At 67.5% G+C, this 16,588-nt stretch carries 17 protein-coding genes; 7 read left to right on the forward strand and 10 right to left on the reverse strand.

Annotation, left to right across the window (positions count from 1 at the left end; all coding sequences use genetic code 11):
- The first annotated feature begins 59 nt into the window (after positions 1–59).
- From LE190_RS17525 to dctP, 5 genes are all read left to right on the forward strand, one after another.
- Positions 60–446: a hypothetical protein gene (locus LE190_RS17525; protein WP_225239907.1), complete on the forward strand. Its 387-nt coding sequence runs from the start codon at positions 60–62 to the stop codon at positions 444–446.
- Positions 443–646, forward strand: a complete 204-nt coding sequence (locus LE190_RS17530; protein WP_225239908.1) for a helix-turn-helix transcriptional regulator — start codon at positions 443–445, stop codon at positions 644–646. Before LE190_RS17525 ends, LE190_RS17530 begins: the two co-directional genes overlap by 4 nt.
- Positions 643–1,599: an alpha/beta fold hydrolase gene (locus tag LE190_RS17535; protein WP_225239909.1), complete on the forward strand. Its 957-nt coding sequence runs from the start codon at positions 643–645 to the stop codon at positions 1,597–1,599. The genes LE190_RS17530 and LE190_RS17535 overlap by 4 nt, the downstream gene beginning before the upstream one ends.
- Before the next feature lie 12 nt (positions 1,600–1,611).
- Positions 1,612–1,824, forward strand: a complete 213-nt coding sequence (locus LE190_RS17540; RefSeq protein ID WP_225239910.1) for a hypothetical protein — start codon at positions 1,612–1,614, stop codon at positions 1,822–1,824.
- 300 nt (positions 1,825–2,124) lie between these two features.
- Entirely contained in the window at positions 2,125–3,093 is a 969-nt protein-coding gene (gene dctP / locus LE190_RS17545) for a TRAP transporter substrate-binding protein DctP (protein ID WP_225239911.1), read from the forward strand.
- Between the two features lie 46 nt (positions 3,094–3,139).
- Here the strand turns inward: dctP and moaD are convergent, their stop codons facing one another.
- The 6 genes from moaD to kbl form a co-directional block, all read right to left on the reverse strand.
- On the reverse strand, positions 3,140–3,397 hold the full coding sequence (moaD, locus tag LE190_RS17550) for a molybdopterin converting factor subunit 1 (protein ID WP_225239912.1): 258 nt from the start codon (positions 3,395–3,397) through the stop codon (positions 3,140–3,142).
- A gap of 7 nt (positions 3,398–3,404) precedes the next feature.
- A complete protein-coding gene (locus LE190_RS17555) occupies positions 3,405–4,619 on the reverse strand; it encodes a molybdopterin molybdotransferase MoeA (protein WP_369598437.1) in 1,215 nt (404 codons plus the stop codon).
- Between the two features lie 11 nt (positions 4,620–4,630).
- Positions 4,631–6,106, reverse strand: coding sequence for a threonine synthase (gene thrC, locus LE190_RS17560; protein ID WP_225239914.1), 1,476 nt, complete (start codon positions 6,104–6,106; stop codon positions 4,631–4,633).
- Between the two features lie 141 nt (positions 6,107–6,247).
- Positions 6,248–7,633, reverse strand: a complete 1,386-nt coding sequence (locus tag LE190_RS17565) for an L-serine ammonia-lyase (protein WP_225239915.1) — start codon at positions 7,631–7,633, stop codon at positions 6,248–6,250.
- Between the two features lie 90 nt (positions 7,634–7,723).
- The gene (locus LE190_RS17570) at positions 7,724–8,680 is read right to left on the reverse strand and encodes an NAD-dependent epimerase/dehydratase family protein (protein ID WP_225239916.1); all 957 of its coding nucleotides are present in this window, start codon (positions 8,678–8,680) and stop codon (positions 7,724–7,726) included.
- A 15-nt stretch (positions 8,681–8,695) separates the two neighbouring features.
- On the reverse strand, positions 8,696–9,901 hold the full coding sequence (gene kbl / locus LE190_RS17575) for a glycine C-acetyltransferase (protein WP_225239917.1): 1,206 nt from the start codon (positions 9,899–9,901) through the stop codon (positions 8,696–8,698).
- 184 nt (positions 9,902–10,085) lie between these two features.
- On the opposite strand from kbl, the gene LE190_RS17580 reads away from it, so the two are divergent.
- Complete coding sequence (locus LE190_RS17580; protein WP_224946065.1) at positions 10,086–10,661, forward strand: helix-turn-helix domain-containing protein; 576 nt, start codon at positions 10,086–10,088, stop codon at positions 10,659–10,661.
- A 122-nt stretch (positions 10,662–10,783) separates the two neighbouring features.
- On the opposite strand, the gene LE190_RS17585 is transcribed toward LE190_RS17580, so the two are convergent.
- The 4 genes from LE190_RS17585 to LE190_RS17605 all read right to left on the reverse strand — a co-directional run bounded on the left by LE190_RS17585 (position 10,784) and on the right by LE190_RS17605 (position 15,896).
- On the reverse strand, positions 10,784–12,961 hold the full coding sequence (locus LE190_RS17585) for a prolyl oligopeptidase family serine peptidase (protein WP_225239918.1): 2,178 nt from the start codon (positions 12,959–12,961) through the stop codon (positions 10,784–10,786).
- Between the two features lie 115 nt (positions 12,962–13,076).
- On the reverse strand, positions 13,077–13,856 hold the full coding sequence (locus LE190_RS17595) for a tetratricopeptide repeat protein (RefSeq protein ID WP_267875337.1): 780 nt from the start codon (positions 13,854–13,856) through the stop codon (positions 13,077–13,079).
- Between the two features lie 97 nt (positions 13,857–13,953).
- On the reverse strand, positions 13,954–14,604 hold the full coding sequence (locus tag LE190_RS17600) for a 3'-5' exonuclease (RefSeq protein WP_225239919.1): 651 nt from the start codon (positions 14,602–14,604) through the stop codon (positions 13,954–13,956).
- Between the two features lie 26 nt (positions 14,605–14,630).
- Positions 14,631–15,896 (reverse strand): Hsp70 family protein, encoded by a 1,266-nt coding sequence (locus tag LE190_RS17605; protein WP_225239920.1) that lies wholly within the window; start codon positions 15,894–15,896, stop codon positions 14,631–14,633.
- Between the two features lie 123 nt (positions 15,897–16,019).
- On the opposite strand from LE190_RS17605, the gene LE190_RS17610 reads away from it, so the two are divergent.
- A complete protein-coding gene (locus LE190_RS17610; protein ID WP_225239963.1) occupies positions 16,020–16,508 on the forward strand; it encodes a DUF2244 domain-containing protein in 489 nt (162 codons plus the stop codon).
- Positions 16,509–16,588: the final 80 nt, after the last annotated feature.

Raw genomic sequence — 16,588 nt, forward strand, 5'->3', positions numbered from 1 at the left:
TGACATGTCAGGTTTCCTTGACTACGATGTCAAGCATACTTTACTGGACGGAGGATGTCATGCACGAAAAACGGGTTGGAAAAGCCTACCTGCGCGAGATGACGGGATCGCTGCTGCTGTACACGGTGTTGCTGGTGGCCGCGATCCGCTGGGGCCGGCCGCTGGAAGACGGGCTGCTGCGGACGCTGGTCTTGCTGACGCCGATGATCGGCTTCGTGCTGGCGCTGTGGGCCATCGCCCGCCACTTCGCCCGCGTCGACGAATACGTCCGGCGCTTCCTGCTCGAGTCGCTGGCGCTGGGCGCCGGCATCACGGCCGGCCTGAGTTTCACCTATGGCTTCCTCGAGACCGCGGGCTACCCGCGCCTGTCGATGTTTACCGTCTGGTGCGTGCTGTGCGGCTCGACCGGCATCATTTGCGTCGCGCGGCGCTGGCTGGAGCGATGAACAACCGCGTCCGAGCCCTGCGCGCGGAGCGCGGCTGGAGCCAGGCGGAGCTGGCCGACATGCTCGACGTCTCGCGCCAGAGCGTGAATGCGATCGAAACCGGGCGCTACGACCCCAGCCTGCCGCTCGCATTCGCCATTTCCCGGCTATTCAAACTTCCCATCGAAGCGATCTTCAACCCGGACCAGGAGCAAGCATGAGCATCCCGTCACTGTACGCGGCAATATTCGCCGCCAGCCTCGCCGCCCTTCCCCTTGCCGCCAGCCCTGCGCTCGCGCAGCCGGCGCTAGACCAGCCCAACCGCTTCCTTGCCGCCCAGCCGGCGGCGGTCGAACGCTTCGAGCTCAAGGGCATGCTGGTCGAGCGGCACGGCAACGGAGCACGCGCCCTGGTCCTGGTGCCGGGCCTGTCCAGCGGCAGCTGGGCCTGGGGCCAGACCGTGCGCGATTTCGCGCCGACCCATTCCGTGTATGTGGTCACCCTGCCCGGCTTCGACGGCCGCCCGGCGGTGGACGGCGACCCCTTCGACGCCGGCCGCGCCGCGCTGGCCGAGCTGATTGCCAGCCGCAAGCTGGCGAAACCGGTGGTGGTCGGCCACAGCCTTGGCGCCACGCTGGCCCTGGCCCTGGCCCAGGAGACGCCACAGCTGGTCGGCGGCGTGGTCGCGATCGACGGACTGCCGGTGTTCCCGCGCACCGAGCAGATGGCGCCCGAACAGCGCGCCCAGCTCGCGCAGCAGACGCGCCAGCGGATGGCGGCGCTGGCCGGGCCGGCCTTCGCGGCCCAGCAGCTGCAGTACATGCGCGCGATCGGCATGGTCGACATGGGCAAGGCCGACGATGCCGCCAGGCTGAGCGCGCGCAGCGACCCGCGGGCGGTGGCGGACTACACGGCTGCCTTGCTGGCGCGCGACCTGCGCCCGGGCCTGGGCCGCATCAGCGCGCCCACGCTGCTCCTGGTGCCCTATTACGCGCCCGACGCGCCGCTCCTGAACGGCATCAGCGCGGCCGAGAAACAGGCGTATTATCGGGACCTGATGGACGGCACACCGCGCCTGGACGTCGAGATCATCGACAAGGCGCGCCATTTCGCCATGATCGACCAGCCCGAAGCGGTAGCGGCCGCCATTCGCCGCTTCCTCGCACGCCTTTGAAGGGAAAGCGCCATGCAAAGACTGATCTACTGGAGCGGCCAATACCTGCTGGCCGCCGGCTCGATGTTCGCCCTGCTGCTGGCGATCGACCTGTTCCTGCGCGGCGCCGCCTTCGAGACCGTGTGGCGCGAGTCACTGGCCTGGTCGGTGCTGGCCGCCGCCATCTTCATCGGCTCGCGCTATTACCGCGCCGCCGAAGGCCCTGGCTGCGCCCGGAAACCCTGAAACCGCATCCTCCCGGCTGCATCAAGATGGCGCCCCCGCGAGCGGGGCAGCATTGCTGCACTGCGTTCTCCCGGCGCAGGCGCAAGGATTTGCCAGAGCTATAAGATTCTTCTTGACAATAGATCTGGCAAGAATATTCTTGTATCCGCTACAACGAACGATGGCGCCCGCTCGACGAGGCCGCCACGACTCGTCTGGCAGTCCGTTTCAACATCTTGGAGGATGTGTATGTCGGTAATGACAAGGGCAGCAATGTCCCGTAGAACGGTGCTCGGCGCAATCGCGTCAACGCCACTCTGGATGCAGTCCGCATGGGCGCAGCCAGCCAACCTGAAGATCTCGCACCAGTTCCCAGGCGGCAGCATCGCCGAAGGCGACTTCCGCGACCGGCTGTGCCGCATGTTCGCGGCCGACGTCGAGCGCCGCACCCGCGGCGGACTGAAATTCTCGATCTATCCCGGTGCCAGCCTGATGGCCCCGAACGCCCAGTTCGCCGCGTTGCGCAATGGCGGCCTGGACATGGCCCTGGTCCCGCTCTCGTACGCCGGCGCCGAGGCGCCGGAAGCGAACATCGGCCTGATGCCCGGCCTGGTCACCTCCTATGAGCAGGGCCATGCATGGAAGGATGCGCCGGTCGGCCGCGAACTGACCCGCATCCTGCACGAGCAGGGCCTGGTGGTGGTGAGCTGGATCTGGCAGGCGGGCGGGGTGGCCTCGCGCGGCAAGCCGATCCTCCATCCGGAAGACGTGGCCGGCCTCAAGGTGCGCGGCGGCTCGCGCGAGATGGACCGCCTGCTGCTCGATGCCGGCGCCACGGTGGTCAACATGCCGTCCAACGAGATCCAGGCCGCGATGCGCAGCGGCGCGCTGGACGCGGCCCTGACTTCCTCGACCTCGCTGATCTCGTTCCGCCTGCACGAGTCGAGCCGCGCCCTGACCACGGCGCGCGGCGGCGCCTACTGGTTCATGTTCGAGCCCTTGATGATGTCGCGCACCGTGTTCGAACGCTTATCCAAGCCGCAGCAGGCGGCCGTGATGGCGGTCGGTGCCGAGCTGGAAGGCTTCGCGCGCAAGGCCGCGCGCGCCGACGATGCGGCGGTGGCCGCGGTCTACGCCAAGAGCGGCGCCCAAATCGTCGACATGAACGCCGAGGCCTTGCGCAAGTGGCAGGCGGTGGCGCGCACCAATGCCTGGCGCGAGTTCGGCGAGCGCAGCGCCGGCTGCGCGAAGCTGCTCGAACTGGCGGAGCAGTCGATCGCGATGATCTGAGCGGGGCATGCTCCAGGGTAGTCGGCCTTGCCGACCACCCTACCCCCTACCCCCCTGTCACCGGCGGAAAGAACGCCACTTCGGATCCATCGCCAAGCACCGCCTCGGGACCGCACATCACCTGGTTGCAGGCCATGCGCAGGGCACGCTCCTGGCCAAGCGCCTCGGCCCAGGCGCCCCCGCGCGCCACCAGCAGCGCGCGCACCGCACCCACCGTCGTCACGCCTTCCGGCAGTTCCAGGCTTTCCTCGCTAGCGCCGAGCCGCTCGCGCACCGAGGCAAAATATCGCAGGCTGACTTTCATGGGCATCCTAGTGCTGCAGTTCGGCGAAGGGAATGAAGCGCACCAGGTCGCCCTCGGCGATCGCCTGGCCGGGTGGATTGTCGACCAGCCCGTCGCCCCACACGGTCGAGGTAAGCACGCCCGAACCCTGGTTCGGGAACAGGTCGAGGCCACCGGCGGCGTTCATGCGCACGCGCAGGAATTCGTTGCGGCGGTCGGGCCTGGGCAAGGCGAAATCGGCGCGCAGCATATAGCCGGCCGGCTCCACCGGCCCGGTCACGCCCTGCAGGCGCAGCAGGAAAGGCCGCACGAACAGCAGGAAGGTGATGAAGCTGGACACCGGATTGCCCGGCAGGCCGATGAAATGGGCGCAACCGGCGCCTTCGGCCCGCCCTACCGCGCCGAAGGCCAGCGGCTTGCCCGGCTTGACCGCGATCTGCCACAGGTCTAGGCGCCCCTCGGCCTCTACCGCCGGCTTGACGTGGTCTTCCTCGCCCACCGACACGCCGCCCGACGTGATGATCAGGTCGTGGTCGAGGGCGGCCTGGCGCAGGGTCGCGCGGGTGGCCTCGAGCGAGTCGGGCACGATGCCGAAGTCGGTGAACTCGCAGCCGAAGTTCTCCAAGAGGCCGCGCAGCGTGAAGCGGTTCGAATTGTAGATCGCGCCGGGCCGGAGCGGCTCGCCCGGCATCGCCAGTTCGTCGCCGGTGAAGAACACCGCGACCCGCACGCGGCGCCGTACCGGCAGCCGCGCCAGCCCGGTCGATGCGGCCAGCCCGAGTTCCTGGCTGCGCAGCCGGGTGCCGGCCGGCAGGATCACGGCGCCGGCGGCCACGTCCTCGCCGCTGCGGCGGATCCACTCGCCCGGCCGCGGCGCATGGCGCACGGTGACGCTGTCGCCCACCGCTTCGCACTGTTCCTGCATCACCACCGCGTCGGCCCCAGGCGGGATCAGCGCGCCGGTGAAGATGCGCGCGGCAGTGCCGGCTTCGAGCGGGACGCCGACGCTGCCGGCCGCGATACGCTGGGCCACGCGCAGGGTCGCGCTGCCGCCCGCGCAGTCGCTGGCGCGCACCGCGTAGCCGTCCATCTGGGTATTGTCGGCCGAGGGCACGTCGATCGTGGCGCGCTGGTCTTCGGCCAGCACGCGGCCATTGGCCTCCAGGGTGGGCACAATCTCGCTGTCTTCGACCGCACGGACGGCGTCCAGCAGCCGCCCCAGGGCTTCGCGCACGGATAGCATCGGCGTCTTCATCACAGCCCCGTATGCGCGGCGATGAAGGCCTTCACGGCCTCGACCTCGGGACGCATGACGGTGAAGCGCTGCGGCAGCGCCTCGATCCCTTCGAAGCCGGGCGGACGCGCGGCGTCGCTGCCGAGAGCTTCGAGGATGGTCTCGTTGAACTTTGCCGCCAGCGCCGTCTCCAGCACGATCATGGTCACGCCCGGGCGCATGTGCTCGCGCGCCACCTTCACGCCGTCGGCGGTATGGGTGTCGATCGTGATGCCGTAGTCGTCCGCCACGTCGCGGATGGTGGCGAGGCGGTCGGCGTGGGTCGAGCGGCCGGATGCGAAGCCGTAGCGCTCCACCAGCTTCCACTCGTCGCCGTCGCTGCCCGGCGCGCCGGACAGGTCGAAGCCGCCGTCGGTCTCGACCTTGCGGAACAGCGCGTGGGTGCGCTCGGCGTCGCGTCCTACCAGTTCGTAGACGAAGCGCTCGAAATTGGATGCCTTCGAGATGTCCATCGAGGGGCTGCTGGTATGGTAGGTCTCGGCCGGCTTGCGCACGCGGTAGACGCCGGTGCGGAAGAATTCGTCGAGCACGTCGTTCTCGTTGGTGGCGGCGACCAGCCGGTCGATCGGCAGGCCCATCATGCGCGCGATGTGGCCGGCGCAGATGTTGCCGAAGTTCCCGGACGGGACGGTGAACGACACCTTTTGCGCGTTGTCGGTAGTGGCGGCAAGATAGCCGCGGAAGTAGTAGACCACCTGGGCCACCACGCGCGCCCAGTTGATCGAGTTGACGGTACCGATCTTGTGGCGCGCCTTGAACGCCAGGTCGTTCGACACGGCCTTGACCAGGTCCTGGCAGTTGTCGAACACACCTTCGACCGCGATGTTGAAGATGTTCGGATCCTGCAGGCTGAACATCTGGGCGGTCTGGAAGGCGCTCATCTTGGCGTGCGGCGACAGCATGAACACGCGCACGCCGCGCTTGCCGCGCATCGCGTACTCGGCCGCGCTGCCGGTGTCGCCGGAGGTGGCCCCGAAAATGTTCAGCTCCTCGTCGTTCTTCGCCAGCGCGTATTCGAACAGGTTGCCCAGCAATTGCATGGCCATGTCCTTGAAGGCCAGGGTCGGGCCGTTCGACAGCGCCTGCAGGACCAGCTTGCCCGCCGCCCCGTCTTCCAGCACGCGCAGCGGCGTGATGTCCTGCGCCGGTTCGTCGGCGCGCGCGTTGCGGTAGACCTCGGGGGTGTAGGTCTTCGCGGTCAGGGCGCGCAGGTCCGCGTCGGGAATGTCGGTGGCAAACTTGCGCAGGATTTCGTAGGCCAGGTCGGCATAGGACAGCTGGCGCCACGCGTCCAGCTCCGCGCCCGAGACCTGCGGATAGGACGCCGGCAGGTACAGCCCGCCGTCCGGGGCGAGGCCCGCGAGCAGGATGTCGGAAAAGCGCTGGGGATTGCGTGCTGCGGACGCGCTGGTGGCGCGGGTGGAGACGTAATGCATACGGTAGAAAATCCGGTTCGGGCCAAGGTTGAACTTTTATTATAGCGCCCGAATGGAATCCTATGCTGTGCTGCAAAAAAACCGGGCCGGTGCGCACTGCGCCCGGCCCGCTGCCCCGCCAATGGCTGAAGTTTGCCCGATTCAGCAGGCCGCGTGGTTGACCGTGACGACGTGCACGGCCAGGCCGCCCAGCGAGGTTTCCTTGTACTTCACCTGCATGTCGGCCCCGGTCTGGCGCATGGTCTCGATCACGTTGTCCAGGCTGACGAAGTGGGTGCCGTCGCCCTTCAGGGCCAGCGAGGCCGCGGTGATGGCCTTGATCGCGCCCATGCCGTTGCGCTCGATGCAGGGAATCTGCACCAGGCCGCCGATCGGGTCGCAGGTCATGCCCAGGTGATGCTCGATGCCGATTTCGGCGGCATTCTCGATACGCTCGTTGGAACCGCCGAGCGCCGCCACCAGGCCGGCCGCCGCCATCGCGCAGGCCACCCCGACCTCGCCCTGGCAGCCGACTTCGGCGCCCGAGATCGAGGCATTCTTCTTGCACAGCATGCCGATCGCGGCCGAGCTCAAGAGGAAGTCGCGGATGCCGCGTACCGGGTCGCTCGGGCGGCAGTCTTCGGCGTAGTAGCGCAGCACCGCCGGGATGATGCCGGCCGCGCCATTGGTCGGCGCCGTCACGACCCGGCCGCCGGCCGCGTTTTCCTCGTTCACGGCCATCGCGTACAGGGTCACATGGTGGGTCGCGTCATGCGGCAGTTCGTTGCGGCGGTTGCCGGCGTCGCAGTGCGCCGCCTTCCACAGCCTGGCCGCGCGGCGCTTGACGTTCAGTCCCCCCGGCAGCTGGCCGTCGGTCACCAGGCCGTGCGCGATACAGTCGCGCATGGTTTCCCAGATGCGGTCCAGGCCCGCGTCCAGCTCCGCCTCGCTCATGCGCGCCAGCTCGTTCGCGCGCAGCATGTGCGGAATCGACAGCCCGTGTTCGCGTCCCAGCGCCAGCAGTTCGTTCATGGTGCAAAACGGGAACGGCACCTGGGTGCCGCAGCCGTCGGCGCTGCGCTGGCTCTCGCCGGCCGCGGTGATGAAGCCGCCGCCAACCGAATAATAGATGCGCTCGATGATGCTGCCATCCTTCAGCTGGAGCACGAACTTCATGCCGTTCGGGTGCTCCGGCAGGGTCGACTGCTTGTGCCATACCAGGCCGGTGGCGTAGCGGAACGGCACTTCCTTTTCGCCCAGCAGCTTCAGGACGCCGTCCATCTCGGCTTCGGCCAGGCGGTCCTCGACGGTGTCGGGGTCGATGCCCTGCGGGGTCTCGCCCATCAGGCCCAGGATCACGGCCTTGTCGGTGGCGTGGCCGACCCCGGTCAGGGCCAGCGAACCGTACAGGTGGGCTTCGACGCCCACCGCCTGCTCGAGCGAACCGCACTCCAGGAGGAAGCGGCGCGCCGCCACCATCGGGCCCACCGTGTGGGAGCTCGACGGCCCGATTCCGATCTTGAACAGATCAAACACACTCATGTCCATCGTTGTCTCGACTCTTCAGTTTTTTATCGTTATGGTGATTGCCGCGGCCAGGGCCGCGGCATGGGTACCATGGGTGCAACAGGCGAAGCGCTAGGCGGCCACGCCGACGTCGATGTTCTTCAGCATGCTCTCGACCATCTCCTCGACGCCGATGCGCGCCTTCCAGTCCCAGTCGGCCGCGGCGCGGCTGTCGTCCAGGCTCTTCGGCCAGGTGTCGGCGATCTGCTGGCGGCTGTCCGGCTTGTAGGCGATCTCGAAGGCCGGCACGGCTGCCTTGATGGCGGCCGCCAGTTCGCGCGGGTTGAAGGACACGCCGGCCACGTTGTACGAGGAACGGATCGCTACTTTCTCGGCCGGGGCGTCCATCAGTTCGATGGTGGCCCGGATCGCGTCCGGCATGTAGATCATCGGCAGCGTCGTTTCCGGACCCAGGAAGCATTCATAGGTCTCGCCCTTCAGGGCGCTGTGGAAGATCGCGATCGCGTAGTCGGTGGTGCCCCCGCCCGGAGGCGACTTGTAGCTGATGATACCCGGATAGCGGATCGAACGCACGTCCACGCCATACTTGCCGTGATAGTACTCGCACAGGCGCTCGCCGGCCAGCTTGCTGATGCCGTAGATCGTGGTCGGGTCCATGACCGTGTACTGCGCCGTGTTCTCGGCCGGGGTGTTCGGGCCGAAGGCCGCGATCGACGAGGGCCAGAACACCTTCAGCGGCTTGCCCGCCTCGCCACGTTCGCGCGCCACTTCCAGGATGTTGAGCAGGCCGTCCATGTTCAGGGTCCAGGCCTTCAGCGGCGCCTTTTCGCCGGTGGCCGACAGCAGCGCCGCCAGCTGGTAGACCTGGGTGATGCCCTCGCTGTCGATCAGGCAAGCCAGGCGTTCGCGGTCCAGCACGTCGAGCTGGGTGTAGCGCGCCGCGCCGTAGAGGTTGTTGCTGCCGATGTCAGAGGCGATGACATTGTCCGCGCCATGCTGCTCCGCGAGGGCGGTGACCAGCTCGCTGCCGATCTGGCCGTTGGCGCCGATGATGAGGATGCGTTCCATGTTTCCGTTCCGATCTTATTGATTCTTGAGGATGCCGAGTTCCTTGCCGGCTTGTTCGAAGGCCTCGAGCACGGTGTCGAGCTGCTCGCGGGTATGAGCGGCCGAGAGCTGCACGCGCACGCGCGCCTGGCCCATCGGCACCACCGGGTAGAAGAAGCCCGACAGCAGCACGCCCAGTTCGAACATGCGGGCCGCGAATTTCTGGGCGACCGGCGCGTCGAACAGCATCACCGGCACCACCGGGTGCGTGCCCGGCTTGATGGTGAAGCCGATGCGCTCGATCTCCTGGCGGAAGTAGGCGGTATTCTCCATCAGGCGGTCGCGCAGCTCGGTCGAGGCCGAGATCCGGTCCAGCACCGCTAGCGAAGCGCCGGCGATCATCGGCGCCAGGGTGTTCGAGAACAGGTAGGGGCGCGACTTCTGGCGCAGGGTTTCGATGACTTCCTTGCGGCCCGAGGTGAAGCCGCCCATCGCGCCGCCCAGGGCCTTGCCCAGGGTGCCGGTGATGATGTCGATCTTGCCGATCACGCCGCAGTGCTCGTGGGTGCCGCGCCCGGTCTTGCCCATGAAGCCGGAGGCGTGCGATTCGTCGATCATGGTCAGGGCGCCGTATTTCTCGGCCAGCGCGACGATCCTGTCCAGCTGGGCGATGGTGCCGTCCATCGAGAACACGCCGTCGGTGACGATGATCTTGTGGCGCTTGCCGGCGTCAAGCGCGGCGACCAGCTGCTTTTCCAGGTCGGCCATGTCGTTGTTGGCGTAGCGGTAGCGCGCCGCCTTGCACAGGCGCACGCCGTCGATGATCGAAGCGTGGTTCAGGGCGTCGGAGATGATCGCGTCGTTTTCGTCGAACAGCGGCTCGAACACGCCACCGTTGGCATCAAAAGCGGCCGCGTACAGGATGGTGTCTTCGGTGCCGAGGAATTCCGAGAGCTTGCGTTCCAGCTCCTTGTGCACGGTCTGGGTGCCGCAGATGAAGCGCACCGAGGACAGGCCGTAACCGTACTTTTCCAGCGCCGCGGCAGCGGCCCGGGAGGTCTGCTCGTCGCCGGACAGGCCCAGGTAGTTGTTGGCGCACATATTGATGAGCGTGCGGCCGTCCTGGGACACCACTTCCGAACCCTGGCGCGAAGCGATCACGCGCTCCGGCTTGAACAGGCCATCGTTGCGCAGCGTCTCGAGTTTCGCCTGCAGGCCGCTATAAAATGCTCCGTCGCTCATTGTTCCCACTCCCTGGTAGTCGGTTGGCCAGCCCCGGCTTGACCGGTGCTTGGCGAATGTCGTATCGTTGGACCTGTTCGGTTCATGGAACCGAGTTCTGTATGTCGAACAAAATTTCAATATATTGAATCTTACCCCCAGCTAATGAACTTGGCAAGCCAAGCTGGAAGCACACGATCAGGCAATGACAAAGACTTTAACAAATAATGCCCCGCCCGAAGTTGGCGCCACGCTACAGCGCCTGCGCCTGGCGCGCGGGCTGACCCTCGAAGACCTGTCGCGCATCGCGGGGGTGTCGAAGTCGATGCTGTCCCAGATCGAGCGCGAAAAGGCCAATCCCACCATTGCCATCACCTGGCGCCTTGCCAACGCGCTGGGGGTGGAGATCGGCGAACTGCTGTCGTCCGAGGTGCGGACCGTGGACCTGATCCGCGTGGTGGACGCCCACGAGACCCCTACCCTGCCCGGCGCCCATGCCGGCTACACGCTGCGCATCCTGGGACCGATGGACCTGGCGGGCAAGTATGAATGGTATGAGCTGACCCTGGCACCCGGTGGAGAAATGGCCTCGCAGGCGCACGATCCCGGCACCAAGGAGCACCTCACCGTCATCAGCGGCACGATCGAGCTCGAAGTGGGGGCTGAGAAAAAGAAGATCAGGCATGGCGTCACGGCGCGCTATCCCGCCGACCATGCGCACGTGATCAGGAATGCGGGCAAGGCGGAGGCGAAGGCCCTGCTGGTAGTCGTGCAGCGGTAGTATCGGCGCACGGATGCGCGCCACGGAACGGGCCCGGACCCGCGATGCGAACGCATGGCGGCGCGCCCCCAACAAAAACGGCCACTCGCACGAGTGGCCGTTTTTCATGTCGCAGCGCCGGTTTAGTTGCTGCCGCCAACCGCCGTCGCCGACGCCGCCTCGCCCATCTTCAGCTCGCGTGCCAGGAAGCCCCAGCGGTCCGCGACCTCCTCGATCTGCTTGGTGGTCGGCTTACCCGCGCCGTGGCCGGCCTTGGTCTCGATGCGGATCAGGATCGGCGCGCTACCGGCCTGCGCCGCCTGGGCCGCCGCCGCGTACTTGAAGCTGTGCGCCGGGACCACGCGGTCGTCATGGTCGGCGGTGGTCACCATGGTGGCCGGGTAGCAGGTGCCGGCTTTCAGGTTGTGCAGCGGCGAGTACTTGAGCAGGGCCTTGAACTCTTCCGGGTTCTCCGACGAGCCGTAGTCCGAGGTCCAGGCCCAGCCGATGGTGAACTTGTGGAAGCGCAGCATGTCCAGCACGCCCACCGCCGGCAGCGCCGCGCCGAACAGATCCGGACGCTGGGTCATGGCCGCGCCTACCAGCAGGCCGCCGTTCGAGCCGCCGCCGATCGCCAGCTTGGACGGCGAAGTGACCTTGTTCGCCACCAGCCACTCGGCCGCGCCGATGAAGTCGTCGAACACGTTCTGCTTCTGCAGCTTGGTACCGGCCTGGTGCCAGGCTTCGCCGTATTCGCCGCCGCCGCGCAGGTTGGCCACCACGTAGACGCCGCCCATCTCCATCCAGGCCAGGTTGGCCGGCGAGAAGCCCGGGGTCATCGAGATGTTGAAGCCGCCGTAGCCGTACAGGTAGGTCGGGTTCGAGCCGTCCAGCTTCAGGCCCTTCTTCGAGACGATGAACATCGGCACCCTGGTGCCGTCCTTGCTGGTGTAGAACTGCTGGCGGGTTTCATAGTCGGCCGGGTTGAAGTCGACCTTCGGCTGGCGGAACACGGTGCTCTGGCCGGTCTTCAGGTTCAGGCGATAGATCGTGGTCGGGGTGGTGAAGCCGGTGAACGAATAGAAGGTCTCGCTCTCGCCGCGCTTGCCGGACAGGCCGCCCACCGAGCCGATGCCCGGCAGCTTGATCTCGCGTACCAGCTTGCCCTTGAGGTCGTGCACGCGAACCAGGCTCTGGGCATCCTTCATGTATTTCAGGACCAGCTGGTTGTTGATGATGTCGGCGCCGGCCAGGGTGTCGGTGCTCTCGGCAACGATTTCCTTCCAGTTGCTTTCCTGCGGCTTGGCCAGGTCGATCGCGATGATGCGCTTGCGCGGGGCATTGCGGTCGGTGCTGAAATAGAAGGTCGAGCCGATGTTGTCGATGAAGGTATAGCCGGCGTCGAAGTTGTCGACCAGGTCGACCACCTTCGCATCCGGCTTCGACAGGTCCTTGTAGGACACGCGGTACTTCGGCGCAGTGCCCTTGGTGGTCGTAATGACCAGGTAGCGGCCGTCGTCCGTGGTCTGGCCGCCGAAGCCCCATTCCTTCTGGTCCGGACGGTCGTACACCAGGGTGTCGGCGCTCTGCGGGGTGCCCAGGCGATGGTAGTACAGCTTCTGGAAGTAGTTGACGTCGGCCAGCTTGGTGCTTTCCTTCGGCTCGTCGTAGCGGCTGTAGAAGAAGCCCTTGCCGTCCTTGGTCCAGGCGGTGCTGGAGAATTTCACCCACTTGACGTGGTCTTGCAGGTCCTTGCCGGTGTCGATGTCGCGCACGCGGATTTCGTTCCAGTCCGAGCCGGAGGCGGCGGTGCTGTAGGCCAGCAGCTTGCCGTCCGGGCTGACTTCCATGCCGGCCAGGGCCACGGTCCCGTCGCTGGACATGGTGTTCGGGTCGAGCAGGACGCGCGGCTGCTCGTTCAGGTTCTTCAGCGTGTACAGGACCGACTGGTTCTGCAGGCCGTCGTTACGGGTGTAGAAGTAGCGGCCGCCTTCCTTGCCCGGCACGCTGTAGCGCTCGTAGTTCCAGAGCTTGGTGAGGCGCTCGCGGATCGCGGCGCGCTGCGGGATCTGGGCCAGGTAGGCCTGGGTCACGCCGTTCTGCGCGCTCACCCACTGCTTGGTCTCCGCGCTGTTCGCATCCTCGAGCCAGCGGTACGGGTCGGCCACCGTAGTGCCATGGTAGTTGTCTTGCTGTTCGACCTTCTTCGAAACCGGGTAGGTCAGGGACGGGCCCTTGGCGGGGCAGCTTTGGGCCAGGGCGCTGTTGGCGCCGAAGGCCGCAGCCAGCAGGGCGACGAGCGTTGCGTGTCTCAGGGTCATGTTGTTCTCGCGAGTTTTTCATGGGTCGGCATATGCCGACGGCAATCATAACGCGAATTGCCGGGCTCGCAAATGCGGGGCGCCGCGTCAATACGGCACGGCGGACTGTCCGCGCCTAGGCGCCGCGCCGCCTGGCAGTGCGCAGGCTGTCGAGCGCGCGCCTGGCTTCGCCGTCGCCGGCCGCGGCCGCGCGCTCGAGCCAGGCCACGGCGCGCGCCGGGTCACGCGCCACGCCGCGGCCGTGGGCATAGGCCAGGCCCAGCGCGCGCTGGGCCACCGGGCTGCCCTGGGCGGCGGCCTGGCGGAACCAGCACAGGGCCTGGACGTCGTCGGCCTCGACGCCGTCGCCGCGGTGGTACATCAGGGCCAGGTTGAGCTGGGCCGGGGCATGGCCCTGGCGCGCGGCCTTGCGGAACCAGGCCATGGCGAGCGGATGGCTGGGCGCCGTTCCCAGGCCCAGCAGGTAGGATTCGCCCACCAGGTTCTGGGCGCTGGCCAGGCCCTGCTCGGCGGCGCGGTAGAACCAGCCGAAGGCCAGCGGGTCGGATTGCGGCAGGCCGCGCCCCTTGCGGTAGAGCTGGCCGAGATTCTGCTGGGCGGCAGCGTCGCCCTGGCCGGCGGCGCGGGCGAACCAGCGCGCCGCCAGCCGCGGGTTGCGCGCGGTGCCGTGGCCCTTGCCGTACATCGCGCCGAGATGGTTCTGGGCCGCCGCCAGTCCCTGGCGCGCGGCCCGGTTCATCCAGTCGAAGGCAAGCCGTTCGTCGGGCGCGACGCCCTCGCCCTTCTGGTACAGCAGGGCCAGGTTGAACTGGGCATAGGGATCGCCGCGCTCAGCGGCCGGGCGAAACCAGGCAAAGACTTCGGCCCGCTCGCGGGCAGCGTTGTGGCGTTGCATCCCTCCCCCTCGCCGCCCGCGGCAACGATCAAATTGTTAAAATTTTAAGGAGGTCGAATGCCGGGGGTTTGCGCCCGCACAATCGTGGGCAGCCGGATCAGCCGGCTGCGGCCTGCTCGCGCGCCAGGCTCGCATACTTGTCGAGGAAGACCGGTACCTTGGCCGCGGCCAGCTTGTTGAGCGAGACCAGCAGGTCCGGCGCGACCCGGCGCAGCCCGTGGGTGCTGCCCAGGTGGCGCGCCGCGTGCAGCAACACCTCGGCCGCCACTTCGGCATCGGCCTCGGCGCGGTGGGCGGTGCCGCGGAAGGCGATCCCGAGCCGGCTCGACAGGTTACCCAGCTTGTAGCTCGGCAGGCCCGGATACAGGCGGCGCGCCAGCTTCAGCGAGCAGACCAGTCCGCAGTGCGCGGTGGGACGGCCGATGCGCCAGCCCTCGGCCTTCAGGAACTTCTCGTCGAAGCTCGCATTGTGGGCCGACAGCATGTCTGTGCCGATGAAGTCGAGCAGCTCGGCCACCACTTTCTGGCTGGGCGGCGCCGCGTCCACCATGTCCTGGGTGATGCCGGTAAGCTGGGTAATGAAGGACGGAATGCGCACCCCGCAGTTCACCAGCGAGACGTAGCGTTCGCGGACTTCTCCGCCGACGATGCGCAGCGCCGCCACCTCGGTGATACGGTCGCCCATCTCGGGCGACAGGCCGGTGGTCTCGAAGTCGAGCATCACGATCGGGCGTTCATAGGTACTCATGCCGGTGTCCTGTAGGATGAAAAGGGTTAGCCGAACTTGCGCAGCGCGTCCAGCGCCAGGCCGGAGCCGATGCTGCCGAACAGGTCGCCCTCGACCTTGCGCGCCCGCGGCACCAGGTCCGCGATGCGCGCGCGCAGGGCCGCGATGCCGCTCGATCCACCGGTGAAGAATACCGTGTCCACCGCGTCCGCGTCGACGCCGGCCTGCGCCAGCAGCGCGCGCACGGTGGCGGCCACGCTGTCGACCAGCTGGCCGGTCGCCTCGTCGAAGCCGGCGCGCGTGAGTTCGATCGCGGCCGGCGGCGCCAGGCGCCCGAGCTCCATGCACATGGTCGGGCTGGCCGACAGGCCGATCTTGGCCGCTTCGACCTGGATCGCCAGCCAGTGGCCGGCGCGGTCGTCGATCAGGCGCTGCAGGCGCTGCAGCCGGGCCGGTTCGGCCGCATCGCGCACCAGGTCGGCCAGCTGGGCGATGCTCTTGCGGGTGTAGGCCTGGTTGATCGTATGCCAGGTGGCGAGATTAAAATAGAAGCCCGACGGGATCGCGGCGCCCGACAGCATCCTGCTGCCATAGCCCAGCAGCGGCATCGCGCTGGCCAGGCTCAGGTACTTGTCGAAGTCGGTGCCGCCGATGTGCACACCGCCATTGGCAAGGATGTCGTCGCGCCGGTCCGGTCGCGCGCCCCGTCCCGGGCCCAGGCGCACCAGCGAAAAATCCGAGGTGCCGCCGCCGATGTCGGCCACCAGGACCAGTTCCTCGCGCTCGATGCGCGACTCGTAGTCGAAGGCGGCGGCGATCGGTTCGTACTGGAAGGCGATCTCGCGAAAGCCCGCCTGGCGTGCCACTTCCTCGAGCGTGTCCTGGGCCCGGCGGTCGGCCTCCGGGTCGTCGTCGACGAAGAACACTGGACGCCCGAACACGGCGCTGGTGAACTCGCGCCCCGCCTGCCGCCCGGCGCGGCGGCGCAGCTCTCCGATGAACTGCCCGAGCAGCGCCCTGAAGGGCAGCGCGCGGCCGGCGACCTCGGTCTGGCCGTCGATCAGGCTGGTGCCGAGCAGGCTTTTCAGGGAACGCATCAAGCGGCCCTCATAGCCTTCGAGGTAGTCGGCCAGGGCGGCGCGGCCATAGCGCACCTGCTCGTCATCGGCGTTGTAGAACACCACCGAAGGCAGGGTCGCCTTGCCATCCTCCAAGGCCAGCAGGGCGTGCGTGCCGGCCTGAAGGGCGCTGCCTGGCAGCCAGCCGACGGTGGAATTGGAAGTGCCGAAATCGAGGCCGCAAGCGAGCGCCATAGGATGCTTAAGAAAGAGAGGGGCGGTATGGTAACAGATCCGCCACCGCCGCGTCCGTCCGGGCGTCGGCTTTTGGCCGGCTGTGGCAAACTGGCACATCCTCGTATTGACACCTTGTCGACCATGGCAGGCCCTGCTCCTCCCCCCGCTGAATGGCTGTTCAGGCGCAACTGCTCGCTCACGCCGCGCCAGGCGCTGCTGGTGTACGCGCTGCTGTGCGCTGCCACCCTCGGCATCGCGCTGGTGTTCCTGCTGCGTGGCGCCTGGATGGTGCTGGCTTTTGCCCTGCTGGAAACCGCGGCGGTGGGTGCCGCCCTGTTCCACTACAGCCGCCATGCCCTCGACCACGAACGCATCGTGCTCGACGCGGGCGGCCTGATGGTCGAGCACGCGGACGGTACCCGCTGCTTCGTGGTGCGCCTCGATCCGGCGCATGCGCGGGTCGAGCTGGCCGCAGGCCTGCGCAGCCTGGTGGTTATCGAGGCGCGCGGCCAGCGTGCCGAGATTGGACGTTATCTGACACCCTCGGCGCGGCTGGAACTGGCGCGCTCGCTGCGCGCGGCCCTGCGCGGCGCATCCCTCCTCTACCCCGCCCGGGCAAGGCCCCTGTAAGCAACTTCTTACACACGCACGGCAACGCTACCGATATGGTGCGCAACCCGTGGCCGGGATAATGCTGGCATTGACTGCGT

It is taken from the genome of Massilia hydrophila (genome assembly GCF_020208145.1).
GTDB classification, from domain to species: domain Bacteria; phylum Pseudomonadota; class Gammaproteobacteria; order Burkholderiales; family Burkholderiaceae_D; genus Telluria; species Telluria hydrophila.

Bases quoted from the DNA above. Each gene is read 5' to 3' on its own strand.
- LE190_RS17535 (WP_225239909.1), top strand. From the start codon at position 643: ATGAGCATCCCGTCACTGTACGCGGCAATATTCGCCGCCAGCCTCGCC.
- LE190_RS17540 (WP_225239910.1), top strand. From the start codon at position 1,612: ATGCAAAGACTGATCTACTGGAGCGGCCAATACCTGCTGGCCGCCGGC.
- LE190_RS17555 (WP_369598437.1), bottom strand. From the start codon at position 4,619: ATGCTATCCGTGCGCGAAGCCCTGGGGCGGCTGCTGGACGCCGTCCGT.
- LE190_RS17585 (WP_225239918.1), bottom strand. From the start codon at position 12,961: ATGACCCTGAGACACGCAACGCTCGTCGCCCTGCTGGCTGCGGCCTTC.
- thrC (WP_225239914.1), bottom strand. From the start codon at position 6,106: ATGCATTACGTCTCCACCCGCGCCACCAGCGCGTCCGCAGCACGCAAT.
- LE190_RS17525 (WP_225239907.1), top strand. From the start codon at position 60: ATGCACGAAAAACGGGTTGGAAAAGCCTACCTGCGCGAGATGACGGGA.
- LE190_RS17610 (WP_225239963.1), top strand. From the start codon at position 16,020: ATGGCAGGCCCTGCTCCTCCCCCCGCTGAATGGCTGTTCAGGCGCAAC.
- LE190_RS17605 (WP_225239920.1), bottom strand. From the start codon at position 15,896: ATGGCGCTCGCTTGCGGCCTCGATTTCGGCACTTCCAATTCCACCGTC.
- LE190_RS17565 (WP_225239915.1), bottom strand. From the start codon at position 7,633: ATGGACATGAGTGTGTTTGATCTGTTCAAGATCGGAATCGGGCCGTCG.
- kbl (WP_225239917.1), bottom strand. From the start codon at position 9,901: ATGAGCGACGGAGCATTTTATAGCGGCCTGCAGGCGAAACTCGAGACG.
- LE190_RS17530 (WP_225239908.1), top strand. From the start codon at position 443: ATGAACAACCGCGTCCGAGCCCTGCGCGCGGAGCGCGGCTGGAGCCAG.
- LE190_RS17570 (WP_225239916.1), bottom strand. From the start codon at position 8,680: ATGGAACGCATCCTCATCATCGGCGCCAACGGCCAGATCGGCAGCGAG.
- LE190_RS17580 (WP_224946065.1), top strand. From the start codon at position 10,086: ATGACAAAGACTTTAACAAATAATGCCCCGCCCGAAGTTGGCGCCACG.
- moaD (WP_225239912.1), bottom strand. From the start codon at position 3,397: ATGAAAGTCAGCCTGCGATATTTTGCCTCGGTGCGCGAGCGGCTCGGC.
- dctP (WP_225239911.1), top strand. From the start codon at position 2,125: ATGCAGTCCGCATGGGCGCAGCCAGCCAACCTGAAGATCTCGCACCAG.
- LE190_RS17595 (WP_267875337.1), bottom strand. From the start codon at position 13,856: ATGCAACGCCACAACGCTGCCCGCGAGCGGGCCGAAGTCTTTGCCTGG.
- LE190_RS17600 (WP_225239919.1), bottom strand. From the start codon at position 14,604: ATGAGTACCTATGAACGCCCGATCGTGATGCTCGACTTCGAGACCACC.